The sequence below is a fragment of the Bradyrhizobium hereditatis genome (assembly GCF_020329435.1).
GTDB lineage: Bacteria > Pseudomonadota > Alphaproteobacteria > Rhizobiales > Xanthobacteraceae > Bradyrhizobium > Bradyrhizobium hereditatis.
This window is the reverse complement of sequence record NZ_JAGKJK010000006.1, coordinates 145,859-166,278: the sequence shown is the minus strand read 5'-3', so window position 1 is coordinate 166,278 and position 20,420 is coordinate 145,859. Positions and strand designations below refer to the sequence as shown.

At 61.4% G+C, this 20,420-nt stretch carries 32 protein-coding genes; 14 read left to right on the top strand and 18 right to left on the bottom strand.

What is annotated here, in order from left to right; translation table 11 throughout:
• Positions 1-60 precede the first annotated feature (60 nt).
• On the bottom strand, positions 61-840 hold the full coding sequence (locus tag J6524_RS16030) for a DUF1236 domain-containing protein (protein ID WP_312002394.1): 780 nt from the start codon (positions 838-840) through the stop codon (positions 61-63).
• A 370-nt stretch (positions 841-1,210) separates the two neighbouring features.
• Here J6524_RS16030 and J6524_RS16025 point away from each other — a divergent pair, with 370 nt between their 5' ends.
• From J6524_RS16025 to J6524_RS16010, 4 genes are all read left to right on the top strand, one after another.
• Positions 1,211-1,537, top strand: a complete 327-nt coding sequence (locus J6524_RS16025) for a hypothetical protein (RefSeq protein ID WP_225672134.1) — start codon at positions 1,211-1,213, stop codon at positions 1,535-1,537.
• A 134-nt stretch (positions 1,538-1,671) separates the two neighbouring features.
• On the top strand, positions 1,672-2,103 hold the full coding sequence (locus J6524_RS16020) for a CBS domain-containing protein (RefSeq protein ID WP_225672132.1): 432 nt from the start codon (positions 1,672-1,674) through the stop codon (positions 2,101-2,103).
• A 42-nt stretch (positions 2,104-2,145) separates the two neighbouring features.
• Positions 2,146-2,910, top strand: a complete 765-nt coding sequence (gene budC, locus J6524_RS16015; protein ID WP_225672130.1) for a meso-2,3-butanediol dehydrogenase — start codon at positions 2,146-2,148, stop codon at positions 2,908-2,910.
• Positions 2,911-3,017: 107 nt separating this feature from the next.
• Entirely contained in the window at positions 3,018-3,173 is a 156-nt protein-coding gene (locus J6524_RS16010) for a hypothetical protein (protein WP_225672128.1), read from the top strand.
• 4 nt (positions 3,174-3,177) lie between these two features.
• Here J6524_RS16010 and J6524_RS16005 read toward each other — a convergent pair whose 3' ends face one another.
• From J6524_RS16005 to J6524_RS15995, 3 genes are all read right to left on the bottom strand, one after another.
• Positions 3,178-3,408: a DUF6496 domain-containing protein gene (locus J6524_RS16005; protein ID WP_225672126.1), complete on the bottom strand. Its 231-nt coding sequence runs from the start codon at positions 3,406-3,408 to the stop codon at positions 3,178-3,180.
• Positions 3,409-3,508: 100 nt separating this feature from the next.
• A complete protein-coding gene (locus J6524_RS16000) occupies positions 3,509-4,057 on the bottom strand; it encodes a DUF4142 domain-containing protein (protein ID WP_225672123.1) in 549 nt (182 codons plus the stop codon).
• Between the two features lie 118 nt (positions 4,058-4,175).
• Complete coding sequence (locus J6524_RS15995; RefSeq protein ID WP_225672121.1) at positions 4,176-4,493, bottom strand: hypothetical protein; 318 nt, start codon at positions 4,491-4,493, stop codon at positions 4,176-4,178.
• Positions 4,494-4,618: 125 nt separating this feature from the next.
• Between J6524_RS15995 and J6524_RS15990 the strand changes: the two genes are divergently transcribed.
• The 3 genes from J6524_RS15990 (at position 4,619) to J6524_RS15980 (ending at position 7,470) form a co-directional block, all read left to right on the top strand.
• Positions 4,619-4,924: a hypothetical protein gene (locus tag J6524_RS15990; protein WP_225672119.1), complete on the top strand. Its 306-nt coding sequence runs from the start codon at positions 4,619-4,621 to the stop codon at positions 4,922-4,924.
• A gap of 198 nt (positions 4,925-5,122) precedes the next feature.
• A complete protein-coding gene (locus J6524_RS15985) occupies positions 5,123-5,845 on the top strand; it encodes a DUF72 domain-containing protein (RefSeq protein WP_225672117.1) in 723 nt (240 codons plus the stop codon).
• 86 nt (positions 5,846-5,931) lie between these two features.
• Positions 5,932-7,470, top strand: coding sequence for an FAD-dependent oxidoreductase (locus tag J6524_RS15980; protein ID WP_225672115.1), 1,539 nt, complete (start codon positions 5,932-5,934; stop codon positions 7,468-7,470).
• 16 nt (positions 7,471-7,486) lie between these two features.
• Here J6524_RS15980 and J6524_RS15975 read toward each other — a convergent pair whose 3' ends face one another.
• Positions 7,487-8,488, bottom strand: coding sequence for an NAD(P)/FAD-dependent oxidoreductase (locus J6524_RS15975; RefSeq protein ID WP_225672113.1), 1,002 nt, complete (start codon positions 8,486-8,488; stop codon positions 7,487-7,489).
• A gap of 65 nt (positions 8,489-8,553) precedes the next feature.
• Between J6524_RS15975 and J6524_RS15970 the strand changes: the two genes are divergently transcribed.
• Both J6524_RS15970 and J6524_RS15965 read left to right on the top strand, forming a co-directional pair.
• Positions 8,554-8,754 (top strand): CsbD family protein, encoded by a 201-nt coding sequence (locus tag J6524_RS15970; RefSeq protein ID WP_225672111.1) that lies wholly within the window; start codon positions 8,554-8,556, stop codon positions 8,752-8,754.
• Positions 8,755-8,804: 50 nt separating this feature from the next.
• A complete protein-coding gene (locus J6524_RS15965; protein WP_225672109.1) occupies positions 8,805-9,662 on the top strand; it encodes an SDR family oxidoreductase in 858 nt (285 codons plus the stop codon).
• Positions 9,663-9,675: 13 nt separating this feature from the next.
• On the opposite strand, the gene J6524_RS15960 is transcribed toward J6524_RS15965, so the two are convergent.
• Complete coding sequence (locus J6524_RS15960) at positions 9,676-10,272, bottom strand: NUDIX domain-containing protein (RefSeq protein WP_225672107.1); 597 nt, start codon at positions 10,270-10,272, stop codon at positions 9,676-9,678.
• A gap of 110 nt (positions 10,273-10,382) precedes the next feature.
• Here J6524_RS15960 and J6524_RS15955 point away from each other — a divergent pair, with 110 nt between their 5' ends.
• The gene (locus tag J6524_RS15955) at positions 10,383-10,553 is read left to right on the top strand and encodes a DUF3072 domain-containing protein (RefSeq protein ID WP_225672105.1); all 171 of its coding nucleotides are present in this window, start codon (positions 10,383-10,385) and stop codon (positions 10,551-10,553) included.
• 81 nt (positions 10,554-10,634) lie between these two features.
• Here the strand turns inward: J6524_RS15955 and J6524_RS15950 are convergent, their stop codons facing one another.
• From J6524_RS15950 to J6524_RS15935, 4 genes are all read right to left on the bottom strand, one after another.
• Entirely contained in the window at positions 10,635-10,913 is a 279-nt protein-coding gene (locus J6524_RS15950) for a hypothetical protein (protein ID WP_225672102.1), read from the bottom strand.
• 76 nt (positions 10,914-10,989) lie between these two features.
• A complete protein-coding gene (locus J6524_RS15945) occupies positions 10,990-11,223 on the bottom strand; it encodes a hypothetical protein (RefSeq protein ID WP_225672100.1) in 234 nt (77 codons plus the stop codon).
• A gap of 74 nt (positions 11,224-11,297) precedes the next feature.
• The gene (locus J6524_RS15940; RefSeq protein ID WP_225672099.1) at positions 11,298-11,468 is read right to left on the bottom strand and encodes a hypothetical protein; all 171 of its coding nucleotides are present in this window, start codon (positions 11,466-11,468) and stop codon (positions 11,298-11,300) included.
• Positions 11,469-11,502: 34 nt separating this feature from the next.
• Positions 11,503-11,661 carry a hypothetical protein gene (locus tag J6524_RS15935; RefSeq protein WP_225672097.1) on the bottom strand — a complete coding sequence of 53 codons (159 nt, stop codon included), beginning with the start codon at positions 11,659-11,661 and terminating at the stop codon, positions 11,503-11,505.
• Positions 11,662-11,829: 168 nt separating this feature from the next.
• Here J6524_RS15935 and J6524_RS15930 point away from each other — a divergent pair, with 168 nt between their 5' ends.
• Both J6524_RS15930 and J6524_RS15925 read left to right on the top strand, forming a co-directional pair.
• The gene (locus J6524_RS15930; protein WP_225672094.1) at positions 11,830-12,024 is read left to right on the top strand and encodes a hypothetical protein; all 195 of its coding nucleotides are present in this window, start codon (positions 11,830-11,832) and stop codon (positions 12,022-12,024) included.
• 117 nt (positions 12,025-12,141) lie between these two features.
• Complete coding sequence (locus J6524_RS15925; RefSeq protein ID WP_225672092.1) at positions 12,142-12,369, top strand: hypothetical protein; 228 nt, start codon at positions 12,142-12,144, stop codon at positions 12,367-12,369.
• Between the two features lie 57 nt (positions 12,370-12,426).
• Here the strand turns inward: J6524_RS15925 and J6524_RS15920 are convergent, their stop codons facing one another.
• Both J6524_RS15920 and J6524_RS15915 read right to left on the bottom strand, forming a co-directional pair.
• A complete protein-coding gene (locus J6524_RS15920) occupies positions 12,427-12,576 on the bottom strand; it encodes a hypothetical protein (RefSeq protein ID WP_225672090.1) in 150 nt (49 codons plus the stop codon).
• Between the two features lie 40 nt (positions 12,577-12,616).
• The gene (locus J6524_RS15915; RefSeq protein WP_225672089.1) at positions 12,617-12,952 is read right to left on the bottom strand and encodes a cupin domain-containing protein; all 336 of its coding nucleotides are present in this window, start codon (positions 12,950-12,952) and stop codon (positions 12,617-12,619) included.
• A gap of 165 nt (positions 12,953-13,117) precedes the next feature.
• Between J6524_RS15915 and J6524_RS15910 the strand changes: the two genes are divergently transcribed.
• Both J6524_RS15910 and J6524_RS15905 read left to right on the top strand, forming a co-directional pair.
• Complete coding sequence (locus J6524_RS15910) at positions 13,118-13,345, top strand: hypothetical protein (protein ID WP_225672086.1); 228 nt, start codon at positions 13,118-13,120, stop codon at positions 13,343-13,345.
• A gap of 222 nt (positions 13,346-13,567) precedes the next feature.
• Positions 13,568-13,783 carry a hypothetical protein gene (locus J6524_RS15905; RefSeq protein ID WP_225672085.1) on the top strand — a complete coding sequence of 72 codons (216 nt, stop codon included), beginning with the start codon at positions 13,568-13,570 and terminating at the stop codon, positions 13,781-13,783.
• A 31-nt stretch (positions 13,784-13,814) separates the two neighbouring features.
• Here J6524_RS15905 and J6524_RS15900 read toward each other — a convergent pair whose 3' ends face one another.
• From J6524_RS15900 to J6524_RS15875, 6 genes are all read right to left on the bottom strand, one after another.
• Positions 13,815-15,149, bottom strand: a complete 1,335-nt coding sequence (locus tag J6524_RS15900) for a c-type cytochrome (RefSeq protein ID WP_225672083.1) — start codon at positions 15,147-15,149, stop codon at positions 13,815-13,817.
• A 10-nt stretch (positions 15,150-15,159) separates the two neighbouring features.
• Positions 15,160-15,546: a gamma-butyrobetaine hydroxylase family protein gene (locus tag J6524_RS15895; RefSeq protein WP_225672081.1), complete on the bottom strand. Its 387-nt coding sequence runs from the start codon at positions 15,544-15,546 to the stop codon at positions 15,160-15,162.
• A gap of 9 nt (positions 15,547-15,555) precedes the next feature.
• Complete coding sequence (locus J6524_RS15890) at positions 15,556-15,711, bottom strand: hypothetical protein (RefSeq protein ID WP_225672079.1); 156 nt, start codon at positions 15,709-15,711, stop codon at positions 15,556-15,558.
• 35 nt (positions 15,712-15,746) lie between these two features.
• Positions 15,747-16,772 carry a formate dehydrogenase subunit gamma gene (locus J6524_RS15885; protein ID WP_225672077.1) on the bottom strand — a complete coding sequence of 342 codons (1,026 nt, stop codon included), beginning with the start codon at positions 16,770-16,772 and terminating at the stop codon, positions 15,747-15,749.
• Between the two features lie 67 nt (positions 16,773-16,839).
• Positions 16,840-17,436: a formate dehydrogenase FDH3 subunit beta gene (gene fdh3B, locus J6524_RS15880; RefSeq protein WP_028348819.1), complete on the bottom strand. Its 597-nt coding sequence runs from the start codon at positions 17,434-17,436 to the stop codon at positions 16,840-16,842.
• Between the two features lie 14 nt (positions 17,437-17,450).
• A complete protein-coding gene (locus J6524_RS15875) occupies positions 17,451-20,417 on the bottom strand; it encodes a formate dehydrogenase subunit alpha (protein WP_225672075.1) in 2,967 nt (988 codons plus the stop codon).
• Positions 20,418-20,420: the final 3 nt, after the last annotated feature.

The following is a 20,420-nucleotide window of genomic DNA, read 5'->3' as shown; positions in this document are numbered from 1 at the left end:
GGCATGCCAAAAAGAGAGGCGGCCGTTGGGCCGCCTCTCTTTTTTTAGCCTTCCTTCACGTCAGTCCTCGATTTCCTCGATGATCCGGCGCTCGCCGGGTTCGATGATATAGGTCCTGTTCTCCCGCTCGATATAGCGATACTCACGCAGCCGCGGAGATTCCACATAGATCTCTTCAGGGAATGACCTGATCTCGACGGAAAGAGGCAGTCTGTCGCCGACGCGGACACGCGTAGAAGCGACGCTGCCCGTGGTGCGCTGCTCGGTTCTGCTCGCGCGCTGCTCCGACCGCGACGAACGCGCGTGCTTGCGAACGGCTTCCCTCTCGCTATCCGAGAAAGTCGCCTTCCGCGGCGAAGGAGCAACTGCAGTCGATTTGCCGCCGCGCGGCAACACGTCGACGATCTTGTAAGTCGCGGGATCGATGATCACGATGTCCTCGCGAACCAGGATGAAGTTGTAGCCGCGATACTGCGGCATCACCTCCACCACGTCGGCCGGCAACGGCTGGAAGCGCACATCGCGCGGAACGACTGTGCCGACTGACAGCGAGAAGTTCACGTTGGTCACGGGCTTGGCGTTGAGCCGGCTGATCGACATGCTGACGCGTGAACGCTGGCTCTCGGAAAGGGACGCCGAGACGTTGACGTTTGTCCGCGATTGCGCCGATGGCGGTTGCTGCGATGGTTGCTGAGCCTGCTGCTGTTGTTGCGCAGGTGGATTGGCGCTGCCGTCAGATTTCGTCTGTGACGGTTGCTGAGGCGGCTGCTGCGCCTGCTGTTGCTGCGCAGGCGGATTGGGCTGATTTGATTGCGCCTGCGGGCGCGGCGAATCTGCCATGGCATTGGTCGGCGATTGCTGCGCGTTCGACTTATCGCTCTGTGGACTTTGCGACGTTGCAGCTGGCGGCGCTTTCGGCGAAGGGCTTTGCGTTGCGGACGGCGTATTCGTTCTTTGCTGGTCGCTCGGCGACTGCGCGAATGCGCTTGTGCCCAGCATCAGCGCGGCAACTGTGCCGGCTAATAAACCTCGTTTCATTTTCCGCTCCTTGTTCTTGGAAGATTGTGTCTACGGCGAAACAACTCTGCATGGTTCGGCGCTGTTCCGCGCAACGCTTGGCCCGACGGAACTCTTCTCGCTCGTTGCACCGCCGGAACCAAAGCGGGTGCGACGCTTTGAGCCATGGGCAGCATCGAACAAGGAGGAACTGATGAGGAAGATTGCAATCGGCCTGCTGGCCGGTGCGGGCGCGCTCGTGGCGGGCAGTGCAAATGCGTCTGACATCTATAGCGACAATGAATATGCGAACTCCGACCTGATACAGCAGGTCCGCATGGTCTGTGACGACGACGGACGCTGCTATCGCACCCGCGGCCGCAGCCGCGTCATCGTCCGCGATTCATACGCCTATGCGCCGCGCACGCGATATATCGAGCGTCGGCATTATCGCGATTGGGATGACGGACCGCGGGCCGGCGTCGGCTTCCGTGCACCGGGCGTGAGTGTGGGCGTCGGTGTCGACAACGACCGTTGGTAGACAATCGAGGAGAGACTTCAGCCCGGTGCTGAAGTCTCTCCGGCTCTTGTCGGAAATTATTTCATCAGCCCTTAAGGAACAGCCATCCGAGATGCCTGTTAGCGGGTGAAGCAACGGGCAAACGGAGAGATTCCATGAAGGTTTCCGATGCGATGACCCCAGAGGTGCAACTCTGCACCCCAGACGATACATTAAAGGACTGCGCGCAGGCGATGGCGGCGCTCGGCGTCGGTTTGCTTCCCGTCACGGACAATGACCGGCTGGTCGGCATGATCTCCGACCGCGATATCGCGGTTCGCGGCGTCGGCATGGGCCGGGGGCCGGAGGCACGGGTCGGCGATGTCATGACCGCCGACGTCAAATATTGCTACGAGGATCAGGATCTCGACGAGGTGTGCGCCAACATGGGCGACATTCAGGTCCGTCGCTTGCCGGTGCTCAATCGCGACAAGCGGCTCGTCGGCATCATCGCGCTCGGCGACATCGCGCTGGTGCAAGGCGGCGACGGCACGGGCGCAGCATTGAGTCGAATCTCGCGGCCTGGCGGCCAGCATGCGCAAATGTAATCTGCGCAAGGCGTCGAAGACTCCCGTCGGAGATGAGTGGCGATGAAGCGCTTTGAAGGAAAGGTGGTCATCGTCACGGGCGCAGCCTCCGGCATTGGCGAAGCCACCGCACGGCGTTTCTCGTCCGAAGGCGCACGCGTCGCACTGGTAGATCGCAACGAGACGCCGCTGGCCGACGTCGCAAAGGATCTGCCGGCGCAACTTACGCTGGCCCATGTTGCCGATGTTTCCGATAGCGACGCGGTCGACGCGATGGTAGCAACCGTGGTTAAGCGCTATGGGCGATTGGACGTGCTGGTCAACAACGCCGGGATCTACGAAGGCGGTGACCCGGCTGAAATCACCAACGATCAGTGGCGCAGCGTAATGGCGACCGATCTCGACGGCGTCTTCTTCGGCTGCCGTGCCGCCCTGCCCCACCTCGAGAAGACGCGCGGCTCGATCGTCAACACGGCCTCGGTGTCCGGAACTGGCGGCGACTGGGCCACAAGCCCCTACAACGCCGCCAAGGGCGCCGTCGTGAACCTGACGAGGTCACTGGCGCTGGATCTCGGCAGAAAGGGCATTCGAGTCAATTCCGTCTGCCCGAGCTTGACCCGGACCGGCATGACCGCAGACATGATGGAAGACGAGGAACTGCTAGCCAAGTTCCGGGAGCGAATTCCCCTCGGACGGGTTTGCGAGCCGCACGAAGTCGCTGCCGTCATTGCATTTCTCGCCAGCGATGATGCAAGTTTCGTGACCGGCGCCAATGTTGCCGTGGACGGCGGCGTATCCGCTTCCAACGGTCAGCCGTCGCTGGCGTAGCGGCAGTTCCGCCGCTTTTCGCGGTGCGTCATAGGAACCGCCATCAGCCGATCGTCGTTCTTAGCCCATCATGCGGACGGGGGACGCCGACGGAGCGGCGCAGACCGATGACAGCAAAACCGACATTCCCTCGCAATCGCAAAATCTCTCCCTTCCGAAACACCGAGCGTAATCGATTTCGCGCGCTCGACGATTTCGGGGATGAGTTGCTTGACGACTGGATGGTGGCCTATCCCGCCGCCGATCTGGCGCGGTCGGACTAAACCTTTAGGACTTTCTCGAGCTCTTCTTCGAACGCTTTTTTGAACCCTTCTTGGGCACCTTGGCGCCCGCCCTGCGCGCTTCGGACAGGCCGATCGCGATCGCCTGCTTCCTGCTCTTCACCTTCTTGCCGGATCGGCCGCTTCGAAGCGTGCCGGATTTGCGCTTTTTCATGGCGCGGCCGACCTTCTTCGACGCACCCTTCGAATATCTGCGCTTCTTTGCCTTCTTCGCCATCTTGCTAATCCTCAATGATTAAATGTGCGCGCAGACGCCGCTCTCTACGAGTGTCCCAACGCGCTTCGTGCCAGGTTGGCCATCAACAACGCAGCGCCTACTAGTGCTTTCCGACCGTCTTGCCTGCCGCCAGCTCCTGCGCCATGTGCAGATGGTGGCGCAGCGTCGGAAGCATCTTTTCTGCCCATTCCTTCAGCTTCGGATGGTCTCCGCCCTTGGCGTAGCGCTCGAACAGCGATACGGCATCCTTATGACCGCTCACCTGATTAAGCTGATAGCGGGCGCTGAAGTCGCCGTCCTTGAGCGATTTCAATTTGTCGATCTTGCTCTGGTGGGCGCTGTCGAGCCCAGTCGGCAACGTCACCTTCAGGTCGCCGCTCGAAACCATCGCTTTCAAATCACCTGTCGCCTTCTCATGATCCTTGATCATGATGGCGGCAAAAGTTTTGTCGGCCGCATCGCCCCGCTCCTGTGCGAGCTGGCTGGACTGGATCTCGAACATGTCGCTGATGGCGGCCTGTTTTACGAAATCTTCCGTCGCCGGGCTAATGCCAAGGGTCGCGTTGATTCCGGTCTTCTCTCCGATGGATTGAGCCATGGCCGGCGTCGCCATGAGGGCGAGCGCAAGGCACGGGGCAAGATATTTCATATTGATGTCCTTCTCTCTCCAGCCGGGTTGGCTCCGGCAACTGCCTTATCAATCGGCGATGTTCCCCATCGTTCCCTCGCATGTTCGCGCCTTGGCGGTAGCAGAGAGCTTGTCAGGTTCAGCATTGCGGGAATTCCCGCTCGGGAGGGCGGTTTTCAAGCATATTCCGGCAGGCGATGTGTCTGGGATCGGACAGACGACGAGCCGGTATCAGGCTATGTTTGCTGTGAGGTAGCAAAATGCTCACCGCCCTCTCGCCGATCGAACGTCCGCGTTGCGTCAGATGCTTGACCCGAATGCGGCTGGCTAACGTTGTGCTGGGCGCCGACCATGCCGAAAAGCGGATTTTCGAATGCGCAAAATGCGGCGCCACCGAAACCAAGTTCGTTGCAGATCCGCTCGATTCGGACGAGCTGACCCGCTTGACGAATAACATCAGGCCGCCAGCATGAGCCTAACTCTCGTTCGGATAGCGATGCGCGTCGGGATGTCCTGCGCCATTGGCGTCGTTGGTGCCGTCGGCGTCTTCATTGTCCTCAGATACGTCGCCTGGATGGGATGATGCTGCCGCCTGCAATTTTCACCCTGGATATCGGCGGAAGACCCACGCTCGCTTTCGAGGCGAAGAACTTGCGGGAATCTCAGCAGCTTTGTCACGAGTACTGGCTGCGCCGGGATATTGCCGACCTGACGTCGAACGGCACACCTCTGTGGGACGGCAAGGCGCGGCTCCGCGCCCGACGCTCGACCGAGGACGAGATTGCGGCGTACCGGGAAGCCGCACGGGATGCCGCGCAGCCACAGGACGACCTGCTGCTCGCCTATCTCGTCGAGCTGGATGGCTCCGACAAGCCTGACCAGGCTTGATCCTCCCGCCTCGCTGAACCAAATCTCAGGAACAACCATCGCCTCCGTTTCCTGAGGCAGGAACAACTCATCGTCACTGATCATTTCCTCATCTACTGATGCGGAGAGCTTTGGCGATGAACGCGCTGGCTTGGCACGGCGACGGAGACGTTCGCAGCGATTGCGTTCGCGATCCGAAGATGCTGAAACCGTGATGCCATGCCACGGGTCCTGATCGGCACCTCAGGCTGGCACTACGATTCCTGGCGCGGTCCGTTCTTTCCCAAGGGACTGCCGCTCAAGGAGCAATTGCAATTCTATGCCGGCCGGTTTCCGACGACCGAATTGAACGGCGTGTTCTACCGAACGCCGACCCCGGAGGCCATCAAAAGCTGGCGCGCGCAGACCGGGCACGACTTCGTGTTCGCCTGGAAAGCATCGAAATTCATCACTCACTGGAAACGACTTTCGGAGAATTCGGTCAACAGCCTCGAGCTGCTCGAAAGCCGCCTCTCGCTGCTTGGCAAGAAAGCCGGCCCGGTGCTGTTTCAGCTGCCGCCGAATTTCAAGGTGAACGCGGACCGCCTCGCCGCCTTCTTCAAGCTGCTCTCGAAGAGGCGCCGCTATAGCTTCGAGTTCAGGCATCCGAGCTGGTATGAGCCGGCGATCTTCCGCTTGCTGCACGAGCAGAACATCTCGCTTTGCATTTCGGACCATCATGACGCGCCGGCGCCTTGGAAGCGCACCGCCGACTTCGTCTATGTGCGCGGGCACGGGCCCCAGGGCCGCTACAAGGACCATTACGCGGACGCCGCTCTTTGCAATTGGGCGCGCCGCATCAGGTCCTGGAAGCGGCAGGGATGCGACGTATTCGTCTATTTCGACAACGACCAGAAGAGCGCCGCACCTGCCGACGCCCAACGCTTGATTGAGCTGATGTGATGGCCTGATCGGAGAGGAACCGGAGGAACCAAGGCGCCGATCTGCCGTTGGCCCTTCGACAATATTCTTAGGTTCGGATTTTCCGGATGAGCCATTTTGCCGACCGGCGCAGCCGGTCCTTATGGATGGAGGTTGACGCCGCTCCTCACGCAGCACCGCTGCGGAGCAACGCGGAATGCGACGTTGTCATCATCGGCGCAGGGATTGCCGGAATTTCCACCGCTTACGAGCTTGCCGTCGAAGGCTCGCGCGTGATGATCATCGATCGCGGCAAGATCGCCGGTAACATGACAGCGCGCACCACGGCGCACCTTGCTCCTCAATGTGACGACCTCACCTCGGCAATGATCGGACTACGCGGCGAGGACATTTCGCGCCGGTTCTACGAAAGCCAGGCGGCGGCGGTCGACCGCATTGAGGAGATACAAAACAGGGAATCCATCAATTGCGATTTCCGTCGCCTCGACGGCTATCTCTTCCAGGCGCTCAACACCGACTCGAAGATCATCGAGGATGAGCTGGATGCCGCTCGCAAAATCGGTGCGCCCGTCCATCGGCTGGTCGGGCTTCCCTTCGCTCACTGCGAGCAGCAGCACGTGCTGCGCTATCCGCGTCAGGGTACGTTCCATCCTCTCAAATATCTGAAGGGTCTCGTTGCGGCTATCGAAGCAAGGGGTGGCAGGTTCCATGCCGGTACGGCCGTGGAAAGCGTCGAGGAGCGTGACGACGGCAAGGTCGTCGTCACGACAGCCGGCGGCAAGATCACAGCCGGCGCGGCAGTCGTGACGACGAATTCGCCAATCGTGGACCGATTTGCCCTGCATACGAAAATGGCGCCCTACCGCACCTATGCGATGGCATTCTCGATCCAAAAGGGCGCGATCCCGGACGCCCTCTATTGGGATACGCTGGACCCCTACCACTACGTGCGGCTCCGGCCGGGGGACGACAGAACCGACTATGTCATCGTCGGAGGCAGCGATCACAAGAGCGGCGAAGCTGATGACGCCGAGGTGCGATTTGAGGCGCTAGAAGCCTGGACGCGCAATCTCATCCCTGCCGCACAGGAGGTCACCCACCGCTGGTCAGGCCAGGTTCTCGAGACCATCGACTATGCCGGTTTCATCGGCAAAAACCCGGGAAACAACAGCATCTACGTGCATACCGGCGATTCCGGCCAAGGCATGACTCATGGCGTGGCGGGCGCCATGATCAATGCGGCATTGATCCTGGGCCGCGAATGCAAGTGGACCGACGTCTACGAGCCCTCACGCAAGACGCCGGCCGGCATCGGCAACTTCTTGAAGGAGAATCTGACTCCGGTGAAGAATTTTGCCGAGTATCTCGCGCCAGGCGAACTGTGCGCCGTGAGCGATTTGAAGGCCGGACACGGCGCCATCATACGCCACGGCCCCAGCAAGATCGCCGCCTATCGCGATGAGGCCGGCAAGCTTTACGCCCGCTCAGCGGCCTGCACGCATGTCGGTTGCCACCTGCACTGGAATTCATTCGAAACGTGCTGGGACTGTCCCTGTCATGGTTCACACTTCGCATTTGACGGGACGCCGCTCAATGCGCCTGCCGTGGGCCCGCTAGCCGAGATTGAACTCAACAATCAGTCATGAGCCCCTGCCCGGGCCATCAGCGGAAATTGCGCGGCAAGCTATTGTGGATATGGGTAGCAGCGACGGCGGCATGGCCCGTTGCCACCGCGATCTGGTGCAGGTCAGAAACCGCATCGCCAATGGCGTATAGTCCCGGCACATTCGTCCGTTGATGCGCATCGACCTCCAGACATCCGATATTGTTATGACGGGCGCCGAGCTTCCTTCCCAATTCGGAACGGACCTCGCAGCCCAGGACCGGATAGATCACGTCGAAAACTTCAGCCGTTCCGTCGCTCAGGCAAACAGTCATCTGCTTGCCTTGCCTGCGGAAGTCCACGGCGCGGGCGCTGAGAAGGCGAATGCCCGCTTCCGACAGTTCGCGCGTCAGCGGTTCGTCACAGCCCTTGCCGTCCAGCGTCAGCAAGGCGACGTGTTTGGAATAGGTACGGAGAAACAATGCTTTCGGGCCCACATCATTGGCGTTCCCGAGAACGCCGATGCGCAGGTCCGAGGCCTCGAAGCCGTCGCAGATCGGACAGTACCGGACCAGCCCGTCGCCGACGGCTTCCTGCAAATCAGAATTGCCGAGATCGCGGTCGACCAATCCACTTGCCATCACCGCCCGCTTTGCCTTGATGACCCCTTCCGAACATCTTCCTTGGAAGCCGCCCTCGATGGATTGTAGCTCCGTGATCCGGTCCCGGATGATTTCAACGCCGTATGTGTTCGCCTGCGCTATGAGCGCCTCAAGCAACCTCGTTCCGGCAATACCATCGGCAAAACCCGGATAATTGCGCGTCTCCGGGATCAGCGCCGCCCGGCTTTGCCCGCTATCGAGCACGACGACGTTGCGCCGATACCGCGCCAGATAGATCGCGCAGGTTAACCCTGCCGGCCCGCCGCCGACGATCAGTGCATCAAGCTCTCGGATTTCAGATCGCGACATCAATCCTCGCTGTCTTGTGAGGAGAACCAAGCGCGATGCGTGTCGCAACGTTCCCATGAGGCGGCAAGCGATGGAGAGACGGCACGGCACGCGTCAGGAACGAAGGCGTCGTTTGGACATTGATTCATACCTGCACCGCACCAAGGGTTAACACCATGGGTACGATCAAAAGGGCCACCCGGCAGGCCAAGGGCAAGGTCAAGGAGACGATTGCCGAAGTCCTCGGCGATGGCAAACTGCGGGAGGAAGCCAAGGCTGAACAACGCAAGAGTGAGGAAGAACGCGAGAGTGAGGAAGAAGAGGAGAAGGAACCCAGCAGCCTCAATCCGCTTGGAAACCTCCACCGTCTCACTTAAGCCGCGACACGTTGCTGCGGCGATGGCCGCGCACTCTCCGGAGGCATACCATGCTGCATTATCCGAGCCCACCCTTCCCCAGCCAGCACCAGCCGATGCCGGGCAAGACCGGCGCGATGAATCCGCTCCCGGATCACGGCGAGACTTCCTACAAAGGCAGTGGCCGGCTCACCGGCAAGAAGGCGATCATCACAGGCGGGGATAGCGGCATCGGTCGCGCCGTCGCCCTCGCCTATGCTCGGGAGGGAGCCGATGTCTTGATCTCCTATCTGGATGAGCACGATGACGCGCGGGAAACCGAACGGCTTGTGACAGATGCAGGCCGCAAGGCCGTTCTTGTTGCAGGTGATATCCAGGAGGCCGATCACTGCCGCGCCGTCATTGCCAAAGCCGTATCGGACTTCGGCGGCATCGATATCCTCGTCAACAACGCCGCGCACCAGGCAAGCTTCAAGTCGATCGACGAGATCAGCGACGAAGAATGGGTGTTGACCTTCAAGGTCAACATCCACGCGATGTTCTATCTTACCAAGGCCGCCGTTCCCCATATGAAGCCGGGAAGCTGCATCATCAACACCGCCTCGATCAATTCGGATGTGCCCAATCCGAGCCTATTGGCCTATGCGACGACCAAGGGAGCAATTCACAATTTCACGGCAGGGCTGGCGCAGATGCTGGCCGAGAAAGGCATTCGCGCCAATGCAGTCGCGCCGGGGCCGATCTGGACGCCGCTTATTCCTTCTACCCTGCCCGAAGACTCCGTAGCAAATTTCGGCAAGCAGGTGCCGATGAAGCGACCGGGCCAGCCGGTCGAACTGGCGACCGCCTATGTGATGCTGGCTGATCCGCTTTCCAGCTATGTATCCGGCGCAACGATCGCGGTGACCGGCGGGAAGCCGTTCCTGTAAGGGACGATGCTGATTACCGCTGTCCAGCCGCGGCTGGCCGCACACGATCACGCAGATACTGAACGAGAACGACGGTCTTTGCGTCGACGATTTTGCCGGTGGTGATCATCGCGGCCGCTTCCTCCAGCGTCGTCTCGATCACCTCGATATCCTCGCCCTCCTCCTTGAGCCCGCCGCCATCGGACACCTTGTTAGCCGGCGAGTAAATGCAGGTGAAGAAAACGATCTTTTCCATGATCGCGGCGGGACTGACATAGAGCTCGAACAATCGTTCGACATTCGAGATCTTGTAACCGAGTTCCTCCTCTACCTCCTTGACGATGCGCCGTTCGGCCTTCTCCCCGTCAAGCTTGCCGGCACAAGCCTCCACGGTTCGCTCCGCGCCGTCCTGCAGGAAGACCGGGAGCCGCAACTGCCGGGTGAGCAGCACCGTTCTTCGATCAGGATCGTAAGGAAGAATGACGGCCGAATTTCCACCGTCATATATCTCGCGCTTGCGCGATTGCTGCTCACCATCCCGCCGGCGCTGCTCATAGTTCACACTGATGAGCTTGCCCTTGTTGCGAGCAATCGTCTCGATAGCGCAGATGCGTACGCTCTCGCCTTCCATCTTCATGAGTTCTAAACGCTGTCAATCGGCTTTCGATCCTTTTGGCTCTGCAATGCTCAGGCCGGAACGAGCCTGCTTTAACCACGTTGATTCGGAGCACGGAGGTCACCATGGTCCTGAATGCTCATACTGATCCGATGACGGAGGAGCAGAGGAAAGAACTCAAGCGCCTCTGCGACGCCGCCGACATCCCCGACAAATCCGGTGAATTGCTCACCCGTTCGGGCGCCCAGGAGATGATTGACGAGCTCCGGCGGAAAGCCGCGGAGCACCGGGCGTGATGTGCATCTGGCCTGCGGGCTGGTCACACACGGATGGGACGAATGCCGCTATCTAAGCTGGACAACGGCATTCGCAAGAAATCAACGGCCACCGGGCTGCGGACCGGTATTGTTGTTGGTGCCGGGTCCGACGTTGCCCATACTGGAGGGCGCGCTGCTGGACGAACTACGGGCCTTCACTTTGCCGCTGGCCGTACCCGTCGTCATTCCCTTCTTCATATTGGTTTGTTTGGCGGTGCTCTTGCCCGCGCCGGGGCCGACATCGCCATGCGCTGCGCCTGGAGCCGGTTGCATTTGCGCGAACACACTGCCGGTCGACAGTAGCAACGCGCATGTACAAGCCAGGATCGTTTTCTTCATGAGAAACTCCTTTGGTTGAAGACATCCTTCAACCTGCGTTCACGCAAAGGGTTCCTCCTGGACAAGGGAGCGGGCGTCACGCTGAGGCGAGGATCGGATGTTCAGTTTGCCGCCTGAATTGCTGATAGGCTGTGATGGCCTTGTTGGCCAGCATCAATCGCCGCCGCTCGCCACGGCGCACCATCAACTCGATCGTATCGCTGAGAAAGCGGCCAGCCACCATTGCATCGCCCAACTCTCCAGTACGCTCGAGATAATCCCAGGCGATTTCAATCGAGCTCTCTATCAATAGGGGCAGTGGTTCCGTCATCTGTACGTCCAACCGTTTTTGGGAGAACGTCCGCCGCCAATCTCCGTTCCTGTTCGCGCGGAGTCCGCAAGCACCTACGGTCCTCCGGCAACGGCGCCTGCAATCACCATGGCAAGATCGTCGAGATCGATCCTGCCTTTCACGACAAGACTGTCGGTTTGTTCGACGCTCAGCGATTGCGGATCATTCGCCGCTTGCCTCTTCAGCTCCGCGACGATCGCTTCCTTCAATTTCTCTTCGAGCATTCGCAATGTCTCCAATCATTGCGCCGCGTTCGGCTTAGTGCGTGTTTGTCTCGCGCCATTTCTCAAGATCGGGTTTGACAGGTCCCGATCGCTGCTCCTTCTCCGGCTTCTCCTTCCACGGCTCGTCGCTCTGCTTGTGTGATCCCCAGTCCGTCCTCTGGCGCGGATCATCAGTCGGCTTTTCCTTACTCATTGGACACCTCCTCCTTAATCGAAGCGGAGAGCGGACGTTTGGTTCCTGACAAATCGAGCGTGATTCCCCGCGTTTTCGGCGACATTTCCACTGCTTCGTATGAAGGAACAGGTTCCAAAGTTCGGAACCGTGCAGACGGAAGACGCTTCCCCCTCCTAGTTTTTCCAGATGGAAGGGAAGAAGGACGAGACCAAATCCCAGCAGGACTTGCAGATGGAAGCGCTGGCAGCACTGGAACAGGCGCGCGCCATGCCCCATGGGCCAGCGCGAAGCGAGGCGCTAAAGCGCGCAGGTCTTCTCCAGATGGCCGTCGACACGCAGGGATTGCAGTTCGCCAAACGCGGCCGCCCCCGGAAGACCTGATCACAATTCAAGCAGCAATGATCGGAGCCGCTCACGCAGCTTCAAGCATATGCGAGGCCACGACAGGAACTCGGAAAAGGGCTTCCACGTTGCTCTCCCGCAGCAAGGAGGCAAATGATGGGATTGGCCGAATACATGATCGTTTCCAAACCGGATGGCTGGACGGTTCTTCACGATGGAGACGCGCCCAACAGCTACGACACGAAGGAAGCCGCCTTCGAGGCCGCCGTCGCCGCGGCATCGCTGGCGATTCGCCAGGGCCATGAAGTCCATGTCAGCGTCCCCGGCCGCGATGCCGGCAACAAGACCGCACTCGGCGCAAAGGATTCCCAGAGCGCGCCGTAAATCATGTCACTGCAATCCGGTCCTGCGGGCAGCGCCACGGGGCCGCATTGCTCTGTTTTAGCCCTCGTTCCGCCGATACCGCTCCCGCGTGATTTCTTCGCCTACCCGTGTTGCTGACTTGTTGCGATAACGGTAGCTCAGCGTGCCGTAGATGAGCGCGGTCAGTAGCACCAGCGCGCCGAAGAAATACAGTGCCTCAAGTCCCATCTCGTTCTCCCAAATTTAGGTTGTGTGCGCGACGACGCAGTCATTCATCACGACCATGCACTTGCGCCGGCGGCGCGGTGGCCTCCACGGCCGTGAACGGCTCGAGAATGCGATAGCTGTGTTCGGCGTGGGCAGGCACCAGCCAGGAGTCACCCGGCTCCAGCTTGATCGTCTGTCCCTCGATGAGAAGTTCAGCACGTCCTTTCATGACGTAGCCGACGGTCTCATAATCCCGTGGCTCGGACACGTCGGTCTGCGGCGGCTCGTTCTCCCACAGGCGCATCGAGACGCGCTTGCCGGAAACAAGATAGGTCTGGCCCATCTTCCCTTTAGGCGCAGTCTTGCTGGAGACTTTCTTGACCGTGCTGTCGCTCATTTGCCGCTCCATTCCTGATCGCCTTTTTGGAGTCAATCAGGAGGCGGCACTGGCAGTTCCACGCTTGGGGCTTCAATTTAACGCCTGCTGCGGGGCACAGCGGGAACATCGTTCTTCCAGCAGCGTTTTGCGGAATAGATATCGGTAAACGTCCCGGAGACTCCAATGAGCGACTTCAGAGACGTTCAGCACGGCGTCAACGACCCGGTCGATGGTGTCGACGTGAAGCGAAGATTCAATGACAATCAGACTCCGCACGAGCGCGCCCAGTCTGCGGCGGACGTACGCTCCAGCGCCTTGCCCGCTGCTGATGAGGTATTCCTGCCGGAAGCGTTGAGACGTCAGCCGACAGGTCCGCTCAATCCGCGGACAGGTCGTCGCCCTACTCCGTAGGTAGTTCGCACCAAACATGAGCGTTGATGCTGGCGATCAGCAACTCGGCAACTGGCAGCCGTCGCTCAACACAACCTGAGATCAACGCGCGGCGGCTGATGGAACCGACTCAAATTGCGAAAACAAGATCGTGATAGGTGATTCAGGCCACATTCGCGCGTGACCGTTGGCCGTATTGCGGTGGTGTAAGCCACATTGCATTTCGAACCAACGGAGTTTTCCATGAAGCGCCTGTTGATTTCCGGATTCGTGGCAGTCGCCCTGCTCGCTGTTGCAACCACGATGCGCTCGTATTCAATTTCCCATGAACGTTCTACTGTAACTACTGGCGCGGCATTGTCGATGAAATCCCCGGCCTCCGCGGGCGTCACCAGGCTTCCGATCGAGGAGTATGAGGATATGTCGCTGGTCTTCTCAGCGCCGCCCGCGAAGCACTGACGCAACTGAGACGGTTACCGCGCCGCTTGATCTATCGCTTGGTCGCGCGCTCCAGGAATTGCACCAGTGCGGTGCGGTCCTGCTCCGATCCGATGCGTTGCTCCGGCATCTTAGTGCCGGGCGTGTAGGCCTGCGGACCCAACTCGAACAGTTTGGAAACGGTCTCGGGGGTCCAGACGATGTCGAGGTGCTTGAGCGCTTCGGAAAAATTGTAGCCGGGCGCGGTGGCGATGCGCCGGCCAAAGATGCCGGCTAGCGTCGGGCCCGCCCTGTTGCCCTGGTCTGCGGCGAGCGTGTGGCAGGCGACGCAGGCACGAAAGATTTCGGCACCGCGATCGCCGGCATAGGCAGCGAGCGGATCTCCCGCCGTCTCGACGAGAATAGGATCGACCGGTTCGCCGGTCGCCGCGTTCCAGCGCCGGATGATGTTATCCGCGCCGCCCGTCAACAGCGTGCGGCTGTCGGGCGAGAATACGACCGACCAGACCGGCAGACCCGGGCCGACCAGCGTGCGTGCGAGCGTACGCGTCTTGCGGTCGATCACCGCAACCGTGCCGCCGATTCCCGCGGCGGCGACCGTCCCACCATCAGGCGAAATCGCAATCGAGATCACCGGCCTCGGCCCTGCGGCGACCTCGCCGGCGCGCGCGCCGCCGGATGTCAGGAAGTAGACCTTGCCGTCGGCGCCGCCGACGGCAATTTCACCATCAGTGCCCGCGGCCACGGCGTTGAGCGGCGTCGGCATCGAAATGACGGTCGGCGCTTGTGCGCCCGCGAGCTGCCAGATGCGAACGCTGAGATCGTAGCTGACGCTGACCAGCGCCTTGCCATCTGCAGTGAACGTCACGCCATTGACGTTCTGGGTATGCTCATCGAGCACGCGCGGCGCGCCGCCCGCGAGCGGCCACAGCCGCACCGTGCGGTCCCAGGAAGCCGAGGCGAGCGTTGCGCCGTCGGGCGATACCGCCAGCGCGACGATCGGCGCGGTGTGGCCCTCGAGCACGGTGTCGGGCTCGGTCTTGCCAAGGGTCCAGATTGCGATGCGGCCATCGGCGCCAGCGGTCGCCGCACGGCCCTCACCGAGCAGCGCAACCGCATTGACCGCATCGGCGTGGAAACGCAGCACCTGCTCGGCTGCGTTGCGTGACAGCGACCAGCGGATCGCGGTCGAATCGAAGCTGCCGGAGATCGCGCGTTGCCCGTCTGCCGATATCGCCAGCGCGCGCACCGGCCCGCCATGCCCGCGAAGCTGCGCGAAGGCAGATGTTGTCGCGATCGGCAGGGCGATCAACGCCGCCGCAAACGCCAGAAGCGCCGATCGGCCTCTGAAGCGACGGGAAGCTTTCGCCGAAAGCGCTGCTGCCATTCCGGTTGCCTCAGCGCACGCCCGGCCGGTCGCGATCGAGCCCCTTGGCCTGGAGATCGTCGAGATATTCCTGAAAGCGCCGCTCGGCATTCTCGCCGAGTTCGCGCAGGAATGCCCAGGAGTAGATGCCGGTTGTGTGCATATCGTCGAACCCTAGCCTGACAGCATAATTGCCGACAGGGTCGACTGAAAGGATGGCGACATTGCGCTTGCCGCCGACCGTCTTGCGCTCGGCTTCGGAATGCCCCTGCACTTCCGCAGAGGGACTGGTTACCCGGAGCAGTTCGGCGGAGAGGTCGAAGGTACGGCCGTCGTCAAAGGCAACGCGCAACGTGCGCCGGTCCTTGGGCAGGCGGATTTCGACCGGCCACGCCAGCGTGACGTCAGGTACGCCCACCGCCGGCCGTCAGCTCGGGCCGATCAGATTATGGCCGGGATCGCCGACCCTGGCGCCTGACGTCGTGAAGGCAACGGAGCTCGATTCCTGAAAGGAGTTGAGCACCATCGCGACGCCGACGGCGGCAACGACGGCAAACGCCAGAGCCGCAACAAAGGATTTCATCTCACTTCCTCACCTTTAACTTGAGCCGAACCGGACTATTCGGCCGGCACCGCGCGCGGCGGAGTGTCGGCCGCCACGCCGCCCTTCGCCTGTTGCTCCTCGACCCAGAGCGCATGATGTTCCTTGGCCCAGTTGAGATCGACCTCGCCGCTGCCCATCGCGTCGAACGCGCCCTCCATGCCGATCGAGCCAATATAGATGTGCGCCAGCATCGCGGCGATGAAGAGCATCGCGATTACGGCGTGGATCACGGTCCAGAACTGCAGCGCCGTGACGTCGCCGGGCAGATACGGGAACAATAGGAACCAGCCGGACACCGACATCAGCACGCCGCCGATAATCACGATCCAGAAAATGCCCTTCTGGCCCGCGTTGAAACGCTTGGCCGGCGGATGCTTGTCGTCGGACAGAAGGCCCCCACCCTGCTTGAGCCATTCCCAATCGAGCTTGCCCGGAATGTTGTCCTTGATCCAGATCACGAACATGATCGCAAGCCCCAGCATGAAGGGGAATGCCAGGTAGTTGTGCGCAAGCTTGGCCCAGGCCGACATGGTCGCAAAAGCGTCGGGGCCGAACAGCGGCAGGATCAGGGTGCGTCCGAAGCTGACGTTCAGGCCCGAGAGCGCCAGGATGATGAAGCAGCTTGCGGTGAGCCAGTGTGTGAACCGCTCGAAGCTCGCGAAGCGCAGCATCGTCTTCCCTGAAAATCCCTGGTGCACGCGAATCCGGCCGCGCACCATCAGGAAGATCGCGAGCACAGCCAGCATGCCAAGGATGGCAATGCCGCCGATCCACGGCAGCTTGCTGCGCTGGAAGTCGCGCCAGTCGCGCCCTGCGGGCTGGATCAGATTGGCAGCACTCCCGTCGGGAATCGATACGCGCCCGGTGATCTTGTCGCCCTCCTTCAGCGCATTCAGGAGCTTTTCTTCCTGAACGGCCTCAGCGGTCGGCTTGAAGGAAAGCTGCGCCGCCGCGGGACTGGCGAAAACTAACAGCAGCGCCAGCGCTGCGAACGAGGGTTTGAGAACCGCTAACCTGAGAATTGAAAGTGAGCTTGGCATTTGCGCAACGCCTTTCCGTATCGGAATTATCCTGATGCCGCCGCGCCAGAGCGCGGCGGCTGTTGCATCAGCCGGTCGGCGAATCGCTATAGGCCGTCTTCCAGCCCCACATGCCGGAGCCGTAACCGCGCTTCATCACCCGCTCCTTGTAGATCTCGGCGATGATCGCGCCGTCGCCGGCCAGCAGCGACTTGGTCGAGCACATCTCGGCGCAGATCGGCAGCTTGCCCTCGGCCAGCCGGTTGGCGCCGTATTTGGCGTACTCGGCCGGCGTGGAGTCGGCCTCCGGGCCACCCGCGCAGTAGGTGCACTTATCCATCTTGCCGCGCGAGCCGAAGTTGCCGACCTTCGGATATTGCGGCGCTCCGAACGGACAGGCGTAGAAGCAGTAGCCGCAGCCGATGCACAGGTCCTTGGAGTGCAGCACGACGCCGTCGGCCGTGGTGTAGAAGCACGACACCGGGCAAACGGCAGCGCACGGCGCATCCGTGCAGTGCATGCAGGCCATCGAGACTGAACGTTCGCCGGGCTTGCCGTCATTGATGGTGACGACACGGCGGCGATTGATGCCCCAGGGCACTTCATGTTCGTTCTTGCAGGCCGTCACGCAGGCATTGCACTCGATGCAGCGGTCGGCATCACAAAGAAATTTGACGCGAGCCATGATCTATTCTCCTCTCACGCCGCTTGGATCTGGCAGAGGGTCACCTTGCCCTCATGCATGCCGGTAACGGGGTCGTAGCCGTAGGACGTGATCGTGTTAACGCTTTCGCCGAGCACGATCGGGTCTGCGCCCTTCGGATACTTGCCGCGTTGGTCGACGCCTTGGAACCAGCCGGAGAAGTGGAATGGCATGAATGCCACGCCCTTGCCGACACGATCCGTGACCAGCGCCTTGACGCGGGCCTTCGAGCTGTTTTCCGGACCGAACACCCAGACCCAGCCGCCGTCCTTGATGCCGCGTTCGGCGGCATCCGCGGTGTTGACCTCGACGAACATGTCCTGCTGCAATTCGGCGAGCCACTTGTTCGATCGCGTCTCTTCGCCGCCGCCTTCGTATTCGACCAGACGTCCCGAGGTCAGGATGATCGGGAATTGCTTGGCAAGTCCCTTCTCCACCGCGGCCTTCTGAATCGAGAAGCCGATATTGGCCATGCGGAACTGACGCCCGTCCGGACGCGTCGGATATTTCGCGACGAGATCGGGACGCGCCGTGTAGATCGGCTCGCGATGCACCGGCACCGGATCGGGCAGATTCCACGCCACCGCGCGGGCCTTACCGTTGCCGTAGGCCATCACGCCATGCTCCAGCGTGACGCGAATGATGCCGCCGGACAGGTCGACTGCCCAGCCAACGCCATCAGGATTGTTGCCGCCGATCTTCTGGATGGTGGCGAGCTCGTCCGCGGTGAGATCCTTGTCCCAGCCGAGCTTCTTGAGCACGCCATAGGTGAATTCGGGATAGCCGTCGGTCAGCTCCGAGCCCTTGCTGTAGGAGCCTTCGGACAGCATGTTCACGTTCTTCACCGAACCGTCCGGCTGCTTCTCCTCGTACACCACGCCGAAGCGGGCGCGGAACGTACCGCCGCCGTCCTTGGCGTGCAGGTTGGTGTTGTAGAGCGTATGCGTGCCCGGGTGCCTGATCTGTGGCGTGCCCCAGCACGGCCACGGCAGGCCGTAATAGTCGCCGCCGATCTCGGGCTCGTCCGCCTTGGCGCGCAGGGTTACCAGGTCGAACTTGCCCTGGTTCCTCATATGCGCCTTCAGCCGCTCCGGCGACTGGCCGGAATAGCCGGTCGAGAAGCCGCCGCGGTTGATTTCGCGGAGCAGGTCTTCCGGCGACGGCCGCTTGTTCTCGACCTTGATGTTCTTGAACATCTTGTCGGCGAAGCCGAGCTTTTCCGACAGGAGATAGATGATCTCGTAGTCGTCCTTCGATTCGAAGATCGGCTTGACGATCTGCTCGCCCCACTGCAGCGAGCGGTTGGAAGCCGTGCGCGACCCCGAGGTCTCGAACTGGGTACAAGCCGGCAAGAGATAGGTGCCGTTCTTGCGCTCGGAGATCGCGGCGAAGGTGGTCGGATGCGGATCGGCGACCACCAGCAGCTCGAGCTTTTCGAGGCCCTTCACCATTTCCGTCATGCGCGGCACGGTGTTGCCGCCGTGGCCCATGACGATCACGCCTTTCACGGCATCGCGTTGGTCGACGTCGTCAGGATTGGCGAGCGTCGCATCGAACCAGCGGGTCCATGGGATGCCCGGCAGCTCCATGTTCTGCTTGCGGGTGCGTGCCGGACGGCCCGCCTTCGCCGGGACCTCGTCGAAACGCGACTGCAGGTAGTCGTATTCGACTTCCCAGACCCGCGCCCAGTGCTTCCAGGCGCCTTCGACGAGGCCGTAATAGAGCGGCAGCGTCGTGATATCGAGCCCGATATCGGTCGCGCCCTGCACGTTGCAATGGCCGCGGAAGATGTTGGCGCCGCTGCCGAACGAGCCGACGTTGCCGGTCGCGAGCAGCAGATTGCAATAAGCGCGGACGTTGGCGGTGCCGACGGTGTGCTGGGTGCCGCCCATGCACCAGACAATGGTGGATGGCTTCTGCTTGGCGAAGGTTTCGGCGACCTTCTTCAACTGCTCGCCGGGAATGCCGGTGACGCGCTCGACCTCTTCCGGCGTCCACTTCGCGACTTCGGCGCGGATCTGGTCCATGCCGTAGACGCGCTGCTGGATGAACTGCTTGTCTTCCCAGCCATTGGCGAAGATGTGGTGCAGCATGCCCCAGATCACGGCGATGTCGGTGCCGCCGCGGAAGCGGACATATTCGGTGGCGTGCGCCGCGGTGCGGGTGAAGCGCGGATCGAGCACGAACACGTTGGCGCGGTTGAGCTCCTTGCCGGACAGAATGTGCTGCAATGAGACCGGATGCGCTTCGGCCGCGTTCGACCCCATGAAGATGATGGTCTTCGAATTGCGCATGTCATTGTAGGAGTTCGTCATCGCGCCGTAGCCCCAGGTATTGGCTACGCCGGCGACGGTGGTCGAATGACAGATGCGGGCCTGGTGATCGATCGAGTTGGTGCCCCAGAACGCGGCGAACTTGCGGAACAGATAGCCGCCCTCGTTGGAGAATTTCGCCGAGCCGAGCAGATAGACGGAATCGGCGCCCGACTTCTGGCGAATCTCCAGCATCTTGTCGCCGATCTCGTTGATGGCCTGGTCCCACGAGATCTTCTGCCACTCGCCGTTCACCAGCTTCATCGGGTATTTCAGCCGGCGGTCGCCGTGCACGAGTTCGCGCACCGCCGCGCCCTTGGCGCAATGCGAGCCGCGGTTGATCGGGCTTTCCCAGGCCGGCTCCTGGCCGACCCAGACGCCGTTCTGCACCTCGGCGATCACGGTGCAACCGACCGAGCAATGCGTGCAGATGTTCTTCCTGATTTCGGTCGGCGCACCGACCTTCTCAGGACCGGCCTGCGCCTTGCGCACCGAGCCGAGCGGCATGAGGCCGATCGCGGCGCCTGCACCGGCTGCCAGACCAGACCGCCGCAGGAACGTGCGGCGATCGAGAACTCCCGACGCGAGGCCGGCGGCGATTCCCTGCAAACGCGCCTTGCCCGCGGATCCGTCTCTTCGCTTCATCAACATGTG